The sequence below is a fragment of the Arthrobacter sp. JUb119 genome (assembly GCF_024807995.1).
GTDB lineage: Bacteria > Actinomycetota > Actinomycetes > Actinomycetales > Micrococcaceae > Glutamicibacter.
The window spans coordinates 149,224-166,621 of sequence record NZ_JANUFE010000001.1 but is presented as its reverse complement, the minus strand read 5'-3'; the positions used below and the strand labels follow the sequence as shown (position 1 = coordinate 166,621).

The window sequence follows — 17,398 nt, the reverse complement described above, 5'->3', positions numbered from 1 at the left end:
GTATGCCATGCGGCTCCCCCTCTCTTGCAGTTGCGGTCGCGTACCGCAGCTAGCTTCAGGAAGCCTGTACCGGAATCGAGGTAGTTGCCGGAGCCATGTTGCCCAGCTCGAAGTATTCACCCGGACCGGTAACAGTCCAGCCCTGATTCCGCCATTCAGGGCGGTCCAGGACGTTGCGCCCGTCAATCAGCTGCTTGTTGGCCACTAGATCCGCCAGATCCGACGGATTCAGTTCGCGGAATTCATTCCATTCGGTCAGCACCAAGGTCAGGTCCGCATCCTTCGCCGCTTCCTTGAAGGAATCAACGTAGTTCAAGCGCGGGAAACGGCCGGCAGCGTTGGCGTTGCCTTCTGGGTCGTAGACCGAGACTTCAGCGCCCTCGTTGTACAGGCGGACGGCGATATCCAGTGCTGGCGAGTCCCGCACATCATCGCTGTTCGGCTTGAAAGTCACGCCGAGTACGCAGACATGCTTGCCTGCCAGCTCATTGCCCAGCATGTGCGAGGCCAGCGAGACCACGCGGTCACGGCGTCGCAAATTGATCTGGTCGACTTCAGCCAAGAAGCCCATGGTCTGGCTCAGGCCAAGTTCGCTGACGCGTGCTTGGAGGGCTCGAATGTCCTTGGGCAGGCAACCGCCACCGAAGCCCACTCCAGCGTTCAGGAAACGGCGTCCAATGCGCTTATCGTGGCCAATGGCGTCGGCAAGGACCTTAATGTCGCCGCCTACGGTTTCAGTCACCTCCGCAAAGGCGTTGATGAAAGAAATCTTGGTAGCCAGGAAGGCGTTGGCTGCAACCTTGACCAGTTCTGCAGTCTCCAGGTCCGTGGCGATCTCCGGAGTATCCAAGGCAAGGATCGGTGCATAGACTTTGCGCAGCAGTTCCAGTCCGTGTTCATGCTCCAGGCCGTAGACCAGGCGATCGGGGCGCAGGGTATCCTGGACGGCGAAGCCTTCTCGAAGGAACTCCGGATTCCATGCCAGCGCGATGCTGCTTCCGTTCTTGGCGTCTTGGGCAATTTTCTCGCTCAGCCGGCGTGCGGTGCCTACCGGCACGGTGGACTTCCCGACAATCAGCGCTTCGCCGGTGATGTGCTCCAGCAGCGAATCCACAGCACCGTCTACGTAGGACATGTCTGCGGATTGCGAGTCGGCGCGCTGCGGGGTGCCCACGGTGATGAAGTGGATATCCGCGCCGGCAGCGACTTCTGCGTAGCTGTCGGTGAAGCGCAGGCGTCCGGAGGCCACATGCTTGCGCAGCAGTTCTGGCAGGCCTGGCTCGTGGAAGGGCAGAACGCCAGCGGCCAGTGCTTCCAGCTTGGCTTTGTCTACGTCCAGTCCAATGACTTCATAGCCCAGTTCAGCCATGCAGGCGGCATGGGTTGCACCGAGGTAGCCGGTGCCGATCACGCTGATGCGTAAAGTCACGAAAGTCCTTCTCTCCGAGAACGCGAACCGATATCAGTTTCTATTAGTTAGCATGCCACACCCCCGCAGCGTGTTCCGGCGTGGAACGCGCTGTGGGGGTGTGAGTTTTCTTGATATTTACGTGTTGGTTGCTGGGAAGCTACTGGGCCTAGAGGGCCAGATGCTCCTTGACCGATCCTGCCAGAGCTTCGGCTTCGGCCTGGGCCTGCTCGTGGGTAGCTGCCTCGACCATGACGCGAACTACTGGCTCGGTCCCCGATGGACGCAGCAGCACACGGCCGGTGGTGCCCAAGCGTGCCTCAGCAGCGGCAATTGCCCGCTGCAGCGGTTCGCATTCTGGAACGCTGGCCTTGTCTACGCCGCGTACGTTGATCAGCACCTGTGGCAGGACGGTCAGCACGGCAGCAAGTTCCTTCAGGGTCTTGCCGGTAGCCTTCACGCGGGCCGCGATCATCAGGCCGGTCAGCACGCCGTCGCCGGTGGTGGCGTGCTTGGAGAAGATCACGTGGCCGGATTGCTCGCCACCCAGGGAGTAATCGCCTTCGCGCATGCCTTCGAGCACGTAGCGGTCACCCACGCCGGTCTGCTTAACAGTGATGCCTGCTGCTTCCATGGCCAGGGTCAGGCCGAGGTTGCTCATCACGGTGGCAACCAGGGTGTTGTCCTTGAGTTCGCCGCGGTCCTTCATGTCCAGTGCCATGACGGCCATGATCTGGTCACCGTCGACGACGGTGCCTTCATGGTCTACTGCGAGACAGCGGTCAGCGTCGCCGTCGTGCGCGATGCCCAGGTCCGCGCCGTGCTCCAGCACAGCGGCCTGCAGCTTCTCCAGGTGGGTGGAGCCGTAGCCGTCATTGATGTTGATGCCGTCTGGATCTGCGCCAATCACGACGATCTCTGCGCCGGCAGCCTTGAACACCTCTGGGGAGCAGCCCGAAGCAGCGCCGTGGGCGCAGTCCAGAACTACCTTCATGCCATCCAGCCGGTTGGGCAGGGCCTGCAGCAGGTGCATGATGTAGCGGTCCTCAGCGTCGGCGAAACGCGAGACTCGACCTACCTCACCGCCGGTTGGACGTGGCTTTGGCATCTTCAAGCAGGCTTCGATGGCATCTTCCAGCGCATCGTCCAGCTTTTTGCCGCCACGGGCCAAGAACTTAATACCGTTATCCGGAGCCGCGTTGTGCGAAGCGGAGATCATGACACCGAAATCGGCGTTCAGGTCCCCTACCAGGAATGCCGCCGCAGGAGTCGGCAGCGTGCCGGCATCCATGACGTCTACGCCGGAGGCGGCCAGGCCGGCCTCAATTGCGGCAGACAGGAAGTCACCACTGATGCGCGGGTCCTTGGCAACCACAGCGACCGGCTTGTAGCCGTCCTCTGGCTGGCTCAAGCCCAGCACCACCGATGCCGCCTGCGCCAGTTCCAGCGCGAGCTCGGGAGTTAACAGTTCGTTTGCTTTTCCTCGGACCCCATCGGTCCCAAATAACCTTGCCATCGCCTTCAATCATATGCCCTCTGCATTGATTTATACGGCTTAAAGTCCCGCATTGGCAGTGAGATGAGAAAAGATTAATGGGATCTTGCAGTCTTCGGCGTTAAAAGGCCAAAGGCCCCGGCGTCCTTTGCAGGATGCCAGGGCCTTTGGAAAGACCTTGAAGCAAGGTTTAGCGCTTCGAGAACTGCGAAGCCTTACGTGCCTTCTTCAGACCAGCCTTCTTGCGCTCGATGACGCGTGCGTCACGAGTCAAGTAGCCAGCCTTCTTCAGGGTAGCGCGGTTTGCATCGCGATCGATCTCGTTCAGCGAGCGAGCGATACCCAAACGCAGTGCACCGGCCTGGCCGGAAATGCCGCCACCGTTGATACGAGCGATAACGTCGTAAGCACCCTCAAGACCAAGGATCTTGAAAGGCTCGTTGACGTCCTGCTGGTGCAGCTTGTTAGGGAAGAAGTTCTCCAGGGTGCGACCGTTAACGGTCCACTTGCCGGTGCCTGGTACCAGGCGAACGCGGGCGATAGCCTGCTTGCGACGGCCAACTGCTGCACCTGGAACGGTCAGCGGAGCGCGCTCGGTTTCGGCAACTACAGCCGAAGCAGAGGTCTCGGTGGTGTAAGTCGAAGGGGTCTCGCCTTCGAATTCAGTGGTTTCTTCAGCGTTCTGAGCCACGATAATCTCCTATTAAGTATTTCTTCTCGGGGCCAGGACTACTGAGCGACCTGGGTGATTTCCAGTGCCTTTGGCGACTGAGCAGCGTGTGGGTGCTCGGCGCCGCGGTAGACCTTCAGCTTCGACAGCTGGGCATCGGAAAGCTTGTTCTTAGGCAGCATGCCCTTGATGGCCTTCTCAACAGCCAGTACTGGGTTCTTTTCCAGCAGGTCTGCGTAGTTGATGCTCTTCAGGCCACCTGGGAAACCGGAGTGGCGGTAAGCGCGCTTGTTCAGCAGCTTCTTACCGGTCAGTGCAACCTTGTCTGCATTGATGATGATGACATGGTCGCCCATGTCCATGTGTGCAGCATAGGTTGGCTTGTGCTTGCCGCGCAGCAGGGTTGCGGCCTGGACGGCGAGACGGCCGAGTACTACGTCGGTGGCGTCAATGACAAACCACTGACGAGTCTGGTCAGCCGGCTTTGGGGTGTACGTACGCACAGTAATTGCCTTACGTTGATTCGTTTCTGGTCAAACAGTCGCTTGGCTGAAGGCGGTGAGATCCCCCAGTGACAGGCACTGTCGTGTTGTTCTTGTGTTTAGACCAGTACGCCAGGTGAGGACTGATGATAACCGGCCGTCCATATATTGTTCGCACACCCAGCAGACCAGCGACTATGCAACTAAGCCGTCACGCTTGGGCGTGTAGTGTCGAACGTGGACATACACAACTCATAAAAGTTTAGCGGATTAAAGTGTTTCCGGCCAAAAAAGCATGTACGTCGTGAGCAACAACACCCTTAAGATCCCGGGGATTATCGGTTAATCAGCTTTCCATGCAGGCTTCGTCAACTTCGGCTTCGGTTCGCCGTGCGCGGGTCAGGAGTGCTCGTTCTGCCAGTTCTTCAGCCTCTGGGTAGTAGACCTCTTCGAGGACCAGAGCCCGCGGGTGCGAAAGCTTGGTCTTGGAGTCGCGGACCATCTGTTCCAGCCGCTGGGCCAGGAACCCCGGTTGCTCACGCCCATCCCCCACCATCATCGCGGCACCGATTAGCGCACGGACCATGTTGTGGCAGAAGGCATCGGCCTTCAAATGGGCCAGCACCAAGCCGTCGGCTCCGCGGGTGAAGGTGAATTCCTGCAGGGTACGAATGGTCGTGGCATGCGGACGGGGCTTGCAGTAGGTCAAGAAGTCGTGGCGGCCCAGCACGCTTTGCGCCTCGCGATTCATCGCCTCGACATCCAGCTCTTCACGGTGCCACGTGGTCAGGTGGCGGGTCAGTGGATCCCAGCGCTGCTGCCCATCGGCAATCCGGTAGGAGTAGCGGCGGGCCAGCGCAGAGAAGCGGGCATCGAAGCCTTCTGGTGCGCGTTCGGCTTCATGCACCCAAACGGCACCATCTTGACGGCCAAGGATGCCGTTGATGCGGCGTACGAGCGCAGGACCGGGAGCCAAGGGCGCCTTGCGTGGCAGTCCCGCGTATTCTTCCTCGGTCAAATCGAAGTGCACCACCTGGTGGCGGGCATGCACACCTGCATCGGTGCGTCCGGCAACAACCACGCGCACGCGGCGCCGGATCATCATTTCCAGGGCCTCTTCAACCAGCTGCTGCACGCCCAAGACATTGGGCTGGCGAGCCCAACCGCTATAGGCGGCACCGTCGTATCCGAGCACCATGCGCATGCGGATCCATGCTGGTGCTGCAGTGGCCCCCAATGCGGTGGTGCCCATTGGATCGATGCTTTCTGGCTGAGTACTCATGTATTCAATTATGCGTAAGCAGACGCGCAACCGTCGAATCAAGTGCCCGCCTTCACGCCGTTATCCACAGGCGCCAAAACGAGAGCTGCTGCCGGGAGTAGCCTATGTGCATTCCACGGACCTGCCGCGCAGGCGGCTGGTTCACTAGCAACGTTCTAAGGACTCGCCATGTTCAGGAATGCAGTTAGCTTTATCGCGATATCAGTTGCTGTCCCGCTCTGCTTAAGCGGCTGCAGTTCGGGACAGCTGAGCACAAAGCAATCATGCGCCCTCATTAATGAACTGGCCGTAGAACATTCCATCGAGGAAAAGTGGGCCCTGGCATATATGGGAATTCTTGCGCAGAATTCACAACCTGCGATTGAGGCTATGGAAACAGCCATCGGCATCCACCGGGAAGTCTCCGAGCAAACTGGCAATAGGCACTTGCGCACTGCATTGCGGTCCGAAATCGAAAACTACCAAGACTTCATTGACCTCATTGCCAATCGCTACTTTGACGATCCAACGCTCGCGTCAGACGTTGAGGCAGCCGAGGGCGGACTGCAAGATCAATACACCGACTATGTGCGTGAAACGTGCCCAGCTTCCGCTTCTGAACCTGATCCGTCCGCTTCTTAGGAACCCGCTGCTTGCCGATCCGCTCATGTCATACACTGCCTGCAATAACTCCTGATTATAGAATAAACAGGTACTTATCGGTGCCTCACGTGCTGGGCCATCGGATCATCATCGTCTAAGGATCTCCATGTTGAAAAAGTTCGCGGCATCTTCCGCTGCGCTCACCCTTGCATCTGTCATGCTCACTGGTTGCAGTGCAGGCAAAATGTCCACCGAGGAAACCTGCGTTTACATCAACGACCAGGTGGCTGAACGCGAACTGCAGAAGAAGGCGGAGGACTCCAGCGCTGCGCTCTTGGCTGGCGATACATCGGCTTATGCCGAGATCATGAACGAGTTTGATTCCATCCTGGGCGAAGCCGCTGAGAACACGAAGGACAACAAGCTTGCCACGTCCTTGAATGCGGCATCGGAGCAGACCAAGAAAATGGCTGGCCTGATGGCTGAGGGCAACAGCAGCAACATGATGGAAATTTCGCAGAAGATCGCCGAACTGGATACGACTGAAGCTTCCGAGGCTACCGAATACCTGAATACGGCTTGCCCGGACATGGATTCGTTCAGCTAGGCAATTCCAAGATGCGGATGCCCCTGCCCTCCAACTGACGGGCAAAATCACCCGCGTCTTCACGCAAACAGGCATAAAAAAGATTCCCGTTGGTTCCTTGCGGATCCAACGGGAATCTTTTTCGCCTTTGCAGGCAGAGAGCATTAGCTCGAAGGGGCTTAGGCCTCTTCGGTCTCAGCAGCCTTCTCGGCAGCCTTGGTGGCTTCCTTGACGACAGCCTGCTTTGGCGAAACTGGCTCCATCACGAGCTCGATAACAGCCATAGGAGCGTTGTCGCCCTTGCGGTTACCGATCTTGGTGATGCGGGTGTAGCCACCCTCGCGGTTTGCCATTGCTGGTGCGATGTTCTCGAACAGTTCGTGAACGATCGACTTGTTGGTGCGCGAACGCGAAGCGATGACGGCCTGGACGCGGCGACGCGAAGCCAGGTCTCCGCGCTTAGCGAAGGTGATCAGGCGCTCTGCGTGTGGACGCAGACGCTTGGCACGGGTCAGGGTGGTGGTGATCTTCTTGTTCTCGAAGAGCTGTGCCGACATGTTAGCGAAAATCAATCGCTCATGTGCTGCACTGCCGCCGAGACGCGGACCCTTGGTAGGGGTAGGCATTGTGGTTCTCCTAGATGAATAACCCGTACTGGACGAATATTTCGTTCAGTCGGATGAAGTAGTGTGTCGCTAGACGCGGGTCTTACAGACCTTCGTCGTATTCGTCGCCATCGTCGATGGCGCTACGAGCGGCCAGATCGAAGCCTGGAGGGGAATCCTTCAGGGCCAGACCCAGTTCAACCAGCTTGGCCTTGACTTCGTCAATGGACTTCGCACCGAAGTTGCGGATGTCCATCAAGTCGGCCTCGGAGCGGGTTACGAGTTCGCCCACAGAGTGGATGCCCTCACGCTTCAAGCAGTTGTACGAACGAACGGTGAGTTCCAGATCCTCGATCGGCAGCGCCATGTCAGCAGCCATAGCTGCATCGGTTGGCGATGGACCGATTTCGATACCTTCAGCCTGAGTGTTCAGTTCGCGGAACAAACCGAACAGCTCAACCAGGGTGGTACCTGCGGATGCAACTGCATCGCGCGGGGTGATCGATTCCTTGGTCTCCACGTCAACGATCAAACGATCGAAGTCGGTGCGCTGCTCGACACGGGTTGCTTCCACGCGGAAGGTCACCTTCAACACTGGGGAGTAGATCGAATCAACTGGGATTCGACCGATCTCGCCATCAATGTTCTTGTTCTGAGCGGCAGACACATAGCCACGGCCGCGCTCAATGGTCAGTTCCATGTCGAACTTGCCATTGGCGTTGAGGGTGGCGATGTGCAGATCAGGGTTGTGGAACTCCACACCTGCTGGAGGGGTGATGTCCGCTGCAGTAACGATGCCCGGGCCCTGCTTGCGCAGGTAGGCAACGACTGGCTCGTCGTGCTCGGAAGATACCGACAGGTTCTTGATGTTCAAGACCAGTTCGGTGACATCTTCCTTGACACCGGCTACGGTGGTGAACTCGTGCAGTACACCGTCAATTCGAACACTGGTGACAGAAGCACCAGGAATCGAAGAGAGCAGAGTACGGCGGAGCGAGTTACCAAGGGTGTAGCCAAAGCCTGGCTCCAGTGGTTCGATAACGAACCGGGAGCGGTTTTCGGCAACTACTTCTTCGGTCAGGGTTGGGCGCTGCGTAATGAGCACTTACATTTCCTTTCAGCGAGCGTCCGCTATATGACGCCTCACGGGGGTGGAAACGACGGTAGCCTGAGGTGGCCGTTCGTCTTTTTGCAGGCTAATAAGTCCAAGATAGTCACCGGAGCACCCACGAGTGAATGCTTCGGTGACTTCTTAGGCTAAGCCTAGCGAATCAATTAGACGCGGCGACGCTTCGATGGGCGGCAACCGTTGTGAGCGCTTGGGGAAACATCCTGGATGGATCCAACCTCAAGGCCAGCAGCCTGCAGCGAACGGATCGCGGTTTCGCGTCCCGAGCCTGGGCCCTTGACGAAAACGTCAACCTTGCGCATGCCGTGCTCCTGAGCGCGCTTTGCAGCGGACTCAGCAGCCATCTGGGCAGCGTATGGGGTCGACTTGCGCGAACCCTTCATGCCTACCTCGCCGGCCGAAGCCCACGAGATAACAGCGCCAGTCGGATCGGTGATCGATACGATGGTGTTGTTGAAGGTGCTCTTGATATGCGCCTGTCCCTGCGCAATATTCTTTTTGTCCTTGCGACGCGGCTTACGTACCGCTCCACGAGTCTTTGGGGGCATTTCTTCTCCTACGAAAAAAGTATTTGAACTAGATCGCTAAGATTTAGCGAGTCTTCTTCTTACCTGCGACGGTACGCTTCGGGCCCTTCCGGGTACGTGCGTTGGTCTTGGTGCGCTGACCGCGGACCGGCAGGCCCTTACGGTGACGAATACCTTCGTAGGATCCGATCTCAACCTTGCGGCGAATGTCAGCCTGAACCTCACGGCGCAGGTCGCCTTCAACCTTGTAGGTGCCTTCGACGAAGTCGCGCAGCTGCACGAGCTGGTCATCGGTGAGATCCTTGACGCGAGTGTCCGGGCTGATGCCGGTCGCTGCGATGGTCTCTTCTGCACGGGTCTTGCCCACGCCGTAGATGTAAGTCAGCGCGATAATTACGCGCTTCTCGCGTGGAATGTCCACGCCTGCTAAACGAGCCAAGTGGCTACCTTTCAACGAACGGAGGTCTGGAGCAGTACCTTCCGTGATTGCTCACGGCCCCGGCCTCCGAATCCGGGGGTACACCAGGACTTTCGTCCTAGCTGATACTGCCTAATTGACTACGCGTGGGAATCCCGTAAAAACGGAATTAGCCCTGACGCTGCTTGTGGCGTGGGTTCTCGCAGATCACCATGACCACGCCGTTACGACGGATCACCTTGCACTTGTCGCAGATCGGCTTCACGCTAGGGTTAACCTTCAAGGCTTTGTCCTTTTGCGGTTGCAGTTAAATGTGGAGCAGTAAAAAGCTTTGTCCAAGAACATCCTTCAGCGGCCGTAGCACAAGATTGCGCTTCGCACGCTGGGAAAGTCTTGGATTCTGCAGATTTACTTGTAGCGGTAAACGATGCGACCTCGGTTGAGGTCGTATGGGCTCATTTCAACCTGCACTCGGTCCTCTGGGAGGATTCGAATGTAGTGCTGACGCATCTTACCCGAGATAGTGGCGAGCACTACGTGTCCATTCGGCAGCTCCACGCGGAACATCGCGTTCGGCAGTGCTTCCGAGACGGTGCCCTCTACCTGGATGACGCCTTCCTTCTTGCCCATTTTCCCCGCTAACTTTTTTTGTTGGCAATTTCCACCAACAAGTAATTGGTTCTGGTCCTTGATCCCTGTACCGAAAACCCGAGGGTTTTAGGCGCAATTAAATCAGGAACCAACAAACAACGATACGGCATTAGTCCACACAGTGCCAATCGTTCATTGACATTTAAAATGTTAGATCCAGCACGCCACAGCCATGTGGCGTACTGGATCCGATGATTTCCAGGCTGGTGCTAGCCCTGGATCGGCGATGGGGTGACGCCGAATGGGGCCAGCCCGGCCGCTCCCCCATCGTGCGCGGTCAATACCCAGATGCCGCCCATGTGGAATGCCACGGTGTGCTCCCACTGCGAGGCGTTGGACTTGTCGTTGGTGACAACAGTCCAGTCGTCTTCCAGCACGGAGGTTTCGATACCACCGCGAACCAGCATTGGCTCGATGGCCAAGCACATGCCCGGCTTGATGCGCGGGCCTCGGTGCCCGGAGTTGTAGTTCAGCACATCCGGTGCCATGTGCATCTGCGAACCGATGCCATGGCCGCAGTAATTCTCGAGGATGCCCAGCTCGTCGCCTGGCTGGCTGGTGACGAAGTCATCGATGGCCTGGCCGATCTGGCCGATGAAGCGTGCGTTGGCCGCCGCGGCGATGCCGGCCCACATGGCCTGCTCGGTGATGTCGCTCAGGCGCTGGTCAGCTGGGTCGATGTTCTCGCCCACCAGCACGGTGCGTGCCGAGTCGGAGTGCCAGCCGTCGATGATGGCGCCGCCATCGATCTTCAGCACGTCGCCGTCCTTCAGCTCGTAGTCCGATGGGAAGCCGTGGACTACCTCGTGATTGACCGAAGCGCAGATATTCGCTGGGAAGCCATGGTAGCCAAGGAAGTTGCTGGTAGCGTTATGGCGTTCGAGCACCTTGCCAAAGGCCTGGTTGATCTCTTCGGTCCGCACCCCGGGCCGAGCCATCGCAACGGCTTCATCCAGCGCTTCAGCCAGCACCAATCCGGCCTGGCGCATCTTCAGGATCTCGGAGTTGGATTTGTACTCGATTTTCGGCTGTCCTAAAGCCAATGTGATTCCCCTGCCTCAAAGTGTGATGTCCTTGCCGTGTGCCGCTGCCGGCAACCGCAAGGTCCATCAATGCAAAAAGTGCGCAGGGACCGGGCTGCAACATCCATTGTTGCTGCACGGTCCCTGCGCGTTGTAACGCTTGTGTCTACGCGTTGACGTTCAACGCTGCAAGAACACGCTCGGTGACTTCGTCGATAGCGCCCAGGCCGTCGACCTTGCGCACGATGCCGCGTTCCTCGTAGCGCTCCACAACGACGCGAGTCTCGTCGTTGTACAGGCCCAGGCGGTGGCGGATGACCTCTTCGGTGTCATCGGCGCGGCCTTCGATCTGCGCACGCTTCAGCAGACGGGCTACCAGCTCGTCGTCATCAGCGGTCAGCTGCAGCACTGCGTCCAGGGCGATGCCCTTGTTGGCCAGCATCGCATCCAGCGCGTCCACCTGCGCACTGGTGCGCGGGTAGCCATCGAGCAGGAAGCCCTTGGCGACGTCGTCCTGGTTCAGGCGGTCTTCAACCATGTTGTTGGTGACCGAATCAGGTACAAAGTCTCCGTTGTCAATGTACTTGCTGGCTTCGAGACCCAGCGGGGTTCCGCCCTTGACGTTGGCACGGAAGATGTCGCCAGTCGAGATGGCGACAATGTCCAAGCGCTCGGAGATCTTTACGGCCTGGGTGCCTTTGCCGGCACCGGGTGGTCCAATAATAAGCAGTCGACTCATCGCAGAAGCCCTTCATAGTTCCGTTGCTGCATTTGAGCATTGATTTGCTTGACGGTTTCCAAACCCACACCAACCATAATCAGGATCGATGTACCGCCAAATGGGAAGCTTTGGTCAGCGTTGAACAGCACGAAGGCAATCAGCGGGATCAACGCAACGAACGCAAGGTACAACGCGCCCGGGAAGGTAATACGGGAAATCACGTACTGCAGGTAATCAGCGGTCGGACGACCAGCACGAATGCCCGGAATGAATCCGCCGTACTTCTTCATGTTGTCGGCGACCTCTTCAGGGTTGAAGGTAATCGCAACATAGAAGTAGGTGAAGCCGATGATCATCAAGGTGTACACCAGCATGTACCACGGTGATGAAGTCGCTGAGTGCTCCTGCAGCCACATCGCCCACTGGGGCAAGGTGCCATCATCGTTCTGGTTGAACTGAACGATCATCTGCGGCAAAGCCAGGATGGAGCTGGCGAAGATCACTGGGATCACGTTCGCCATATTCAGCTTCAATGGAATATAGGTGGAGGTGCCGCCCACGGTGCGGCGTCCCACGGTGCGCTTGGCGTACTGCACCGGAACACGTCGCTGGGACTGCTCGACGAAGACCACCAGAGCAACAATCAACAAGCCCACCAGCAGCACGCCAATGAAGGTCATGATGCCCTGCGCCTGGAAGATGGCGCCCATCGAGGATGGGAAGCCCGAAGCGATGGAGATGAAGATCAGGATGGACATGCCGTTGCCGATGCCGCGCTCGGTGATCAACTCGCCCATCCACATGATCAGGCCGGTGCCTGCGGTAAGGGTGATGATCATCAGCAGGATGACAATCAACGAGTCATCCGGGACCAGCGGAAGGGTACAGCTTGGGAACAGGCTGCCGGTACGGGCCAGGGTGACCAAGGTGGTTCCCTGAAGCAGTGCCAAGGCGATGGTCAGGTAACGCGTGTACTGCGTCATCTTGGCCTGGCCGGCCTGGCCTTCCTTGTGCAGGGCCTCGAAGTGCGGGATCACCACACGCAGCAACTGGACGATAATTGCCGCAGTAATGTACGGCATGATTCCCATTGCGAAAACCGAGACCTGCAACAGGGCGCCGCCGCTGAACAGGTTCACGAATGAATAAAGTCCACCGGTGGTTTCACCCATTGCCAGACACTGCTGAACGTTGCTGTAATCAATGCCCGGAGCGGGAATGAATACACCGACACGATAGATCGCAATGATCCCAAGCGTGAACAGCAACTTGTTGCGCAGATCAGGCGTCCGAAAAACTCGGGCTATGGCGCTGAACAAGCGTCCTCCTGAAGTAAGTGCTTGAGCCTGAGGAAGAGATTCTTCCCAGACCTAACGATTCTAGCGGTCTGTTAGGCAATCCTGCCAAATGCGCCACACGAAATGCACACAAATGTTTGCAGGAATGATCCTAAACCGACTAATCAGCCAAGCAATTATAAGAAATCTTAGAATGTTTCGCCGAGAGAAAAAGAAAGTCCCGGTTCACGTTGATTGCTCAACGCGAACCGGGACCATTCAAAGGCTTGACCCTGTATTAGAGGGTGTTTGCCGAGCCGCCAGCAGCAGCGATCTTCTCGGAAGCGGAAGTCGAGAAGGCGTTAACCTTCACGTCAACCTTAACCGTGATGTCGCCGGTGCCCAGCACCTTGACAGGCTGGTTCTTGCGAACGGCGCCCTTGGCAACCAGTGCCTCGACGGTGACTTCGCCACCTTCTGGGAACAGTTCCGAGATCTTGTCCAGGTTTACAACCTGGAACTCGACGCGGAATGGGTTCTTGAAGCCGCGCAGCTTTGGCAGACGCATGTGCAGCGGAAGCTGACCACCTGCGAAGCCTGCCTTCACCTGGTAACGAGCCTTGGTACCCTTGGTACCGCGACCTGCGGTCTTACCCTTGGAGCCCTCACCGCGACCCACGCGGGTCTTAGCGGTCTTGGCACCCTCAGCTGGGCGCAGGTGGTGAACCTTAAGTGCTTTTTCTTCAGCCATCTCTACTTCGCCTCCTCGACCTTCAGCAGGTGTGGGACCTTGTTGACCATGCCAACAGTCACAGGATCGGCGGTGCGAACAACGGTGTGACCGATGCGCTTCAGACCCAGCGAGCGAACAACGTCGCGCTGGCTCTGGTTTCCACCAATGATGGACTTGACCTGGGTGATTGCCAGCTTGGCATCGCTTGGAACAATGTTCTTAGCCATTGATTAAGCACCTGCCTTCTGGGCCTGGATGTGACGCAGCATTGCTGCTGGTGCAACCTCGTCCAGCGGAAGACCGCGGCGAGCTGCAACAGCTTCAGGCTCTTCCAGAGCCTTCAGTGCAGCAATGGTGCCCTGAACGATGTTGATCTGGTTCTGCGAACCCATCGACTTCGACAGGATGTCGTGGATGCCTGCGCACTCCAACACGGCGCGCACTGGGCCACCGGCGATAACACCGGTACCAGGAGCTGCTGGACGGAGCAAGACAACGCCAGCGGCGGCCTCACCCTTGACCAGGTGTGGAATGGTGGTGCCAACGCGTGGAACGCGGAAGAAGGACTTCTTGGCCTCTTCTACGCCCTTTGCGATAGCAGCAGGAACTTCCTTGGCCTTACCGTAGCCAACGCCGACCATACCGTTGCCGTCGCCAACGACCACAAGTGCGGTGAAGCTGAAGCGACGACCACCCTTGACGACCTTGGAGACGCGGTTGATAGCTACAACGCGCTCAAGGAACTTGTCCTTGTCTTCGTTGCGGCTATCCTTCTGGTCACGACCACGACCGCGGCCTTCGCCACGTCCACGGCCTTCACCACGACCGCGGCCTTCGCCGCGACGGGATCCTGCGTTCTCGGTAGCGGGAGCCGATGCAGTCTCGACTGCTTCAGTAGCTTCAGACACCTGAGTTTCCTTCTTGTTAGTTGCTTCGCTCACAGTGCCAGCCCACCTTCACGTGCGCCGTCAGCAACAGCAGCCACGCGACCGTGGTACTTGTTGCCACCGCGGTCGAAGACAACTGCTTCGATGCCAGCAGCCTTGGCGCGCTCTGCAACGAGCTCACCAATGCGCTTGGACTTTGCGGTCTTGTCGGCATCGCTTGCGCGAAGATCTGCTTCCATGGTCGATGCGCTGGCCAGGGTGATACCCTGCGAGTCGTCTACGATCTGTACGAAGATGTGACGAGCCGAGCGGTTGACAACCAGGCGTGGACGAACGGAGGTACCAACGATGTGCTTGCGCAAACGCTGATGACGACGACCGCGCTGAGCGGACTTGCTCTTGCCCTTGATTCCGATAGCCATGATTACTTACCAGCCTTTCCGACCTTGCGGCGGATGATCTCGCCAGCGTAGCGAATGCCCTTGCCCTTGTAAGGCTCGGTCTTGCGCAGCTTGCGGATGTTAGCGGCAACTTCACCGACGTGCTGCTTGTCGATACCGGCAACGGTGATCTTGTTGTTGCCCTCGACCGAGAAGGTGATGCCCTCAACGGCAGCAACCTTCACTGGGTGCGAGTAGCCCAGAGCAAGCTCCAGCTCGGCACCCTTAGCCTGTACGCGGTAACCGGTACCGTGGATTTCGAGCTTCTTCTCGTAACCATCGGTTACACCAGTGATCATGTTGCTGATCAAGGTACGGGTCAGACCGTGCAGCGAACGAGCCTCGCGGGAGTCGTTCGGGCGGCTGACGGTAACAGTGTTCTCGTCCTTGGCAACGGTGATTGGAGCCTTAACGGTGATCGAAAGTTCACCCTTAGGACCCTTGACGGCGACCAGCTGGCCGTCGACGTTCAACTCAACGTTGGCAGGTACGGAAATCGGAAGACGTCCAATACGTGACATTGTATGTTTCCCCTTTCCCGTTACCAGACGTAGGCGAGGACTTCCCCACCCACGCCCTTCTTTGCAGCCTGACGGTCAGTAAGCAGACCGGAGGAGGTGGACAGGATAGCGATACCAAGACCACCGAGCACGTGAGGCAGGTTGGTGGACTTTGCGTAAACGCGAAGACCTGGCTTGGAGATACGGCGTACGCCAGCGATCGAACGCTCGCGCGATGGGCCGTACTTCAAAGTGATAGTCAGAGTCTTGCCGACTTCTGCTGCTACTTCCTCGAACGAGGCGATGTAGCCCTGTTCCTTGAGGATGTTAGCAATGCGCACTTTCAGCTTGCTCGACGGCATCGACACAGTGTCGTGGTAAGCCGAGTTGGCGTTGCGCAGACGAGTCAGCATATCTGCGACTGGATCTGTCATAGACATGTGGGCTTCAGCCCTTCCTCGTTACGGTTTCCTTAGCGGACCTGTAACGTAGTGAGATTAGTTGTTGGTCTTGAATGGGAAGCCCAGAGCCTTAAGCAAGGCACGGCCTTCGTCATCAGTCTTGGCGGTGGTAACGACAGTGATGTCCATACCACGTACGCGGTCAACCTTGTCCACATCGATTTCATGGAACATCGACTGTTCGGTCAGACCGAAAGTGTAGTTGCCATTGCCATCGAACTGGCGGTCGCTCAAGCCGCGGAAGTCGCGGATACGAGGCAGTGCCAGGGTGATCAGGCGGTCGACGAATTCCCACATGCGATCGTTACGCAGGGTGGTGTGGGTACCGATTGGCATGCCTTCGCGCAGCTTGAACTGTGCGATCGACTTGCGGGCCTTGGTAACCACTGGCTTCTGACCGGTAATTGCGGTCAGGTCGCGTACGGCGCCTTCAATGAGCTTCGAGTCCTTGGCTGCTTCGCCAACACCCATGTTCACGACAACCTTGGTCAGGGATGGTACCTGCATTGGGTTGGCGTAGTTGAACTGCTCCTGCAGGGCAGGGCGGATGTCAGCTGCGTACTTAGCCTTCAGACGTGGCTGGATCTTGGTGGCTGCTTCAGTCATTACAGATCCTTTCCGGAAGCCTTGGCGTAACGAACGCGTACAGTCTTGGACACGCCGTTCTTTTCTACGGTTTCCTCGCGGAAGCCGACGCGGGTTGGCTTCTTGGTCTCTGGGTCAACCACTGCAACGTTGGAAACGTGCACTGGAGCCTCGACAACCTCGATGCCGCCGGTGGTCGAACCGGATTCGGTCTGACCTGCCTTGGTGTGCTTGGTGACGCGGTTAACGCCTTCGACCAGCACGCGGTTGGACTCGGTAATGACCTTCAGGACCTTGCCCTGCAAGCCACGTTCCTTGCCAGCGATGACCTGAACCAGGTCACCCTTCTTGATCTTTGCGCCCATGGTTACAGCACCTCCGGAGCCAGCGAAACGATCTTCATGAACTTCTTGTCACGAAGCTCGCGGCCCACTGGGCCGAAAATACGAGTACCACGAGGATCGGCAGCGTCACCCTTGAGGATAACTGCAGCGTTCTCGTCGAACTTGATGTAGGAACCGTCTGCACGACGGATTTCCTTCTTGGTGCGAACGACGACTGCCTTTACGACGTCGCCCTTCTTTACGTTGCCGCCAGGAATTGCATCCTTGACGGTAGCGACAATGGTGTCGCCAATGCTTGCGTAGCGACGCTTCGAGCCACCAAGAACACGAATGGTAAGGATTTCCTTAGCACCAGTGTTATCGGCAACCTTAAGTCGCGACTCCTGCTGAATCACTTCTTACTCCTGTCGTCTCGCTGGTTCTCATGAATGAGCCTTGCGGAACGGATATGGTCTCCACGATACGTATCGCTTACCCCCACTGGCGCGGGCGCACCGAATGCTGATCCCAAATGCCGGCAGGGCCGAGGCGTAAAATATCGAGGCTGCACTTGCGCGGCCAAACGGATTTGGACCGCACTGCATTATGTCGAA

24 protein-coding genes and 1 pseudogene are annotated in these 17,398 nt (G+C 57.8%); 2 read left to right on the top strand and 23 right to left on the bottom strand.

From position 1 onward, the window contains the following. Positions 1-55: 55 nt before the first annotated feature. The 5 genes from M2368_RS00870 to truA form a co-directional block, all read right to left on the bottom strand. Positions 56-1,429 (bottom strand): UDP-glucose dehydrogenase family protein, encoded by a 1,374-nt coding sequence (locus M2368_RS00870; RefSeq protein WP_105657640.1) that lies wholly within the window; start codon positions 1,427-1,429, stop codon positions 56-58. A 148-nt stretch (positions 1,430-1,577) separates the two neighbouring features. Further along, entirely contained in the window at positions 1,578-2,924 is a 1,347-nt protein-coding gene (glmM, locus tag M2368_RS00865; protein ID WP_105657641.1) for a phosphoglucosamine mutase, read from the bottom strand. 169 nt (positions 2,925-3,093) lie between these two features. Continuing rightward, on the bottom strand, positions 3,094-3,594 hold the full coding sequence (rpsI, locus tag M2368_RS00860; protein ID WP_060702200.1) for a 30S ribosomal protein S9: 501 nt from the start codon (positions 3,592-3,594) through the stop codon (positions 3,094-3,096). Positions 3,595-3,632: 38 nt separating this feature from the next. After that, entirely contained in the window at positions 3,633-4,076 is a 444-nt protein-coding gene (gene rplM, locus M2368_RS00855) for a 50S ribosomal protein L13 (RefSeq protein ID WP_105657642.1), read from the bottom strand. A gap of 325 nt (positions 4,077-4,401) precedes the next feature. Then, positions 4,402-5,337: a tRNA pseudouridine(38-40) synthase TruA gene (gene truA / locus M2368_RS00850; RefSeq protein WP_286134203.1), complete on the bottom strand. Its 936-nt coding sequence runs from the start codon at positions 5,335-5,337 to the stop codon at positions 4,402-4,404. 168 nt (positions 5,338-5,505) lie between these two features. Between truA and M2368_RS00845 the strand changes: the two genes are divergently transcribed. Together M2368_RS00845 and M2368_RS00840 are read left to right on the top strand one after the other, a co-directional pair. Continuing rightward, positions 5,506-5,958: a hypothetical protein gene (locus tag M2368_RS00845; protein ID WP_498723912.1), complete on the top strand. Its 453-nt coding sequence runs from the start codon at positions 5,506-5,508 to the stop codon at positions 5,956-5,958. Between the two features lie 127 nt (positions 5,959-6,085). Then, positions 6,086-6,526: a hypothetical protein gene (locus M2368_RS00840; protein ID WP_498723911.1), complete on the top strand. Its 441-nt coding sequence runs from the start codon at positions 6,086-6,088 to the stop codon at positions 6,524-6,526. A 164-nt stretch (positions 6,527-6,690) separates the two neighbouring features. On the opposite strand, the pseudogene rplQ reads toward M2368_RS00840, so the two are convergent. The 18 genes and pseudogenes from rplQ to rplN form a co-directional block, all read right to left on the bottom strand. Continuing rightward, positions 6,691-7,131, bottom strand: a pseudogene (gene rplQ, locus M2368_RS00835) (50S ribosomal protein L17); the annotation flags it as partial. Positions 7,132-7,213: 82 nt separating this feature from the next. After that, positions 7,214-8,215: a DNA-directed RNA polymerase subunit alpha gene (locus M2368_RS00830; RefSeq protein ID WP_105657647.1), complete on the bottom strand. Its 1,002-nt coding sequence runs from the start codon at positions 8,213-8,215 to the stop codon at positions 7,214-7,216. Positions 8,216-8,385: 170 nt separating this feature from the next. Then, positions 8,386-8,787: a 30S ribosomal protein S11 gene (gene rpsK / locus M2368_RS00825; protein ID WP_038992179.1), complete on the bottom strand. Its 402-nt coding sequence runs from the start codon at positions 8,785-8,787 to the stop codon at positions 8,386-8,388. A gap of 43 nt (positions 8,788-8,830) precedes the next feature. Beyond that, positions 8,831-9,205 (bottom strand): 30S ribosomal protein S13, encoded by a 375-nt coding sequence (rpsM, locus tag M2368_RS00820; RefSeq protein WP_105657648.1) that lies wholly within the window; start codon positions 9,203-9,205, stop codon positions 8,831-8,833. Positions 9,206-9,353: 148 nt separating this feature from the next. Next, a complete protein-coding gene (rpmJ, locus tag M2368_RS00815) occupies positions 9,354-9,467 on the bottom strand; it encodes a 50S ribosomal protein L36 (RefSeq protein ID WP_013349661.1) in 114 nt (37 codons plus the stop codon). Between the two features lie 125 nt (positions 9,468-9,592). Further along, positions 9,593-9,814, bottom strand: a complete 222-nt coding sequence (infA, locus tag M2368_RS00810) for a translation initiation factor IF-1 (RefSeq protein WP_013349662.1) — start codon at positions 9,812-9,814, stop codon at positions 9,593-9,595. 230 nt (positions 9,815-10,044) lie between these two features. Further along, positions 10,045-10,878, bottom strand: coding sequence for a type I methionyl aminopeptidase (gene map, locus M2368_RS00805; RefSeq protein ID WP_498723910.1), 834 nt, complete (start codon positions 10,876-10,878; stop codon positions 10,045-10,047). A gap of 145 nt (positions 10,879-11,023) precedes the next feature. Beyond that, a complete protein-coding gene (locus M2368_RS00800) occupies positions 11,024-11,596 on the bottom strand; it encodes an adenylate kinase (RefSeq protein WP_105657650.1) in 573 nt (190 codons plus the stop codon). Further along, on the bottom strand, positions 11,593-12,897 hold the full coding sequence (gene secY, locus M2368_RS00795; RefSeq protein WP_105657651.1) for a preprotein translocase subunit SecY: 1,305 nt from the start codon (positions 12,895-12,897) through the stop codon (positions 11,593-11,595). The genes M2368_RS00800 and secY overlap by 4 nt, the downstream gene beginning before the upstream one ends. Positions 12,898-13,153: 256 nt before the next feature. Then, entirely contained in the window at positions 13,154-13,606 is a 453-nt protein-coding gene (rplO, locus tag M2368_RS00790; RefSeq protein WP_105657652.1) for a 50S ribosomal protein L15, read from the bottom strand. 2 nt (positions 13,607-13,608) lie between these two features. Beyond that, on the bottom strand, positions 13,609-13,815 hold the full coding sequence (gene rpmD, locus M2368_RS00785) for a 50S ribosomal protein L30 (protein WP_073705901.1): 207 nt from the start codon (positions 13,813-13,815) through the stop codon (positions 13,609-13,611). Between the two features lie 3 nt (positions 13,816-13,818). Further along, a complete protein-coding gene (rpsE, locus tag M2368_RS00780) occupies positions 13,819-14,496 on the bottom strand; it encodes a 30S ribosomal protein S5 (RefSeq protein WP_181148849.1) in 678 nt (225 codons plus the stop codon). 29 nt (positions 14,497-14,525) lie between these two features. Then, positions 14,526-14,897 carry a 50S ribosomal protein L18 gene (rplR, locus tag M2368_RS00775; protein WP_105657654.1) on the bottom strand — a complete coding sequence of 124 codons (372 nt, stop codon included), beginning with the start codon at positions 14,895-14,897 and terminating at the stop codon, positions 14,526-14,528. 2 nt (positions 14,898-14,899) lie between these two features. Then, the gene (gene rplF / locus M2368_RS00770) at positions 14,900-15,436 is read right to left on the bottom strand and encodes a 50S ribosomal protein L6 (protein WP_105657655.1); all 537 of its coding nucleotides are present in this window, start codon (positions 15,434-15,436) and stop codon (positions 14,900-14,902) included. Between the two features lie 20 nt (positions 15,437-15,456). Continuing rightward, positions 15,457-15,855: a 30S ribosomal protein S8 gene (gene rpsH, locus M2368_RS00765; protein WP_013349671.1), complete on the bottom strand. Its 399-nt coding sequence runs from the start codon at positions 15,853-15,855 to the stop codon at positions 15,457-15,459. Between the two features lie 57 nt (positions 15,856-15,912). Next, positions 15,913-16,482, bottom strand: coding sequence for a 50S ribosomal protein L5 (rplE, locus tag M2368_RS00760; protein WP_038992189.1), 570 nt, complete (start codon positions 16,480-16,482; stop codon positions 15,913-15,915). Further along, the gene (gene rplX, locus M2368_RS00755) at positions 16,482-16,826 is read right to left on the bottom strand and encodes a 50S ribosomal protein L24 (RefSeq protein WP_013349673.1); all 345 of its coding nucleotides are present in this window, start codon (positions 16,824-16,826) and stop codon (positions 16,482-16,484) included. The genes rplE and rplX overlap by 1 nt, the downstream gene beginning before the upstream one ends. A gap of 2 nt (positions 16,827-16,828) precedes the next feature. Further along, positions 16,829-17,200, bottom strand: coding sequence for a 50S ribosomal protein L14 (gene rplN / locus M2368_RS00750; protein ID WP_013349674.1), 372 nt, complete (start codon positions 17,198-17,200; stop codon positions 16,829-16,831). Positions 17,201-17,398 lie beyond the last annotated feature (198 nt).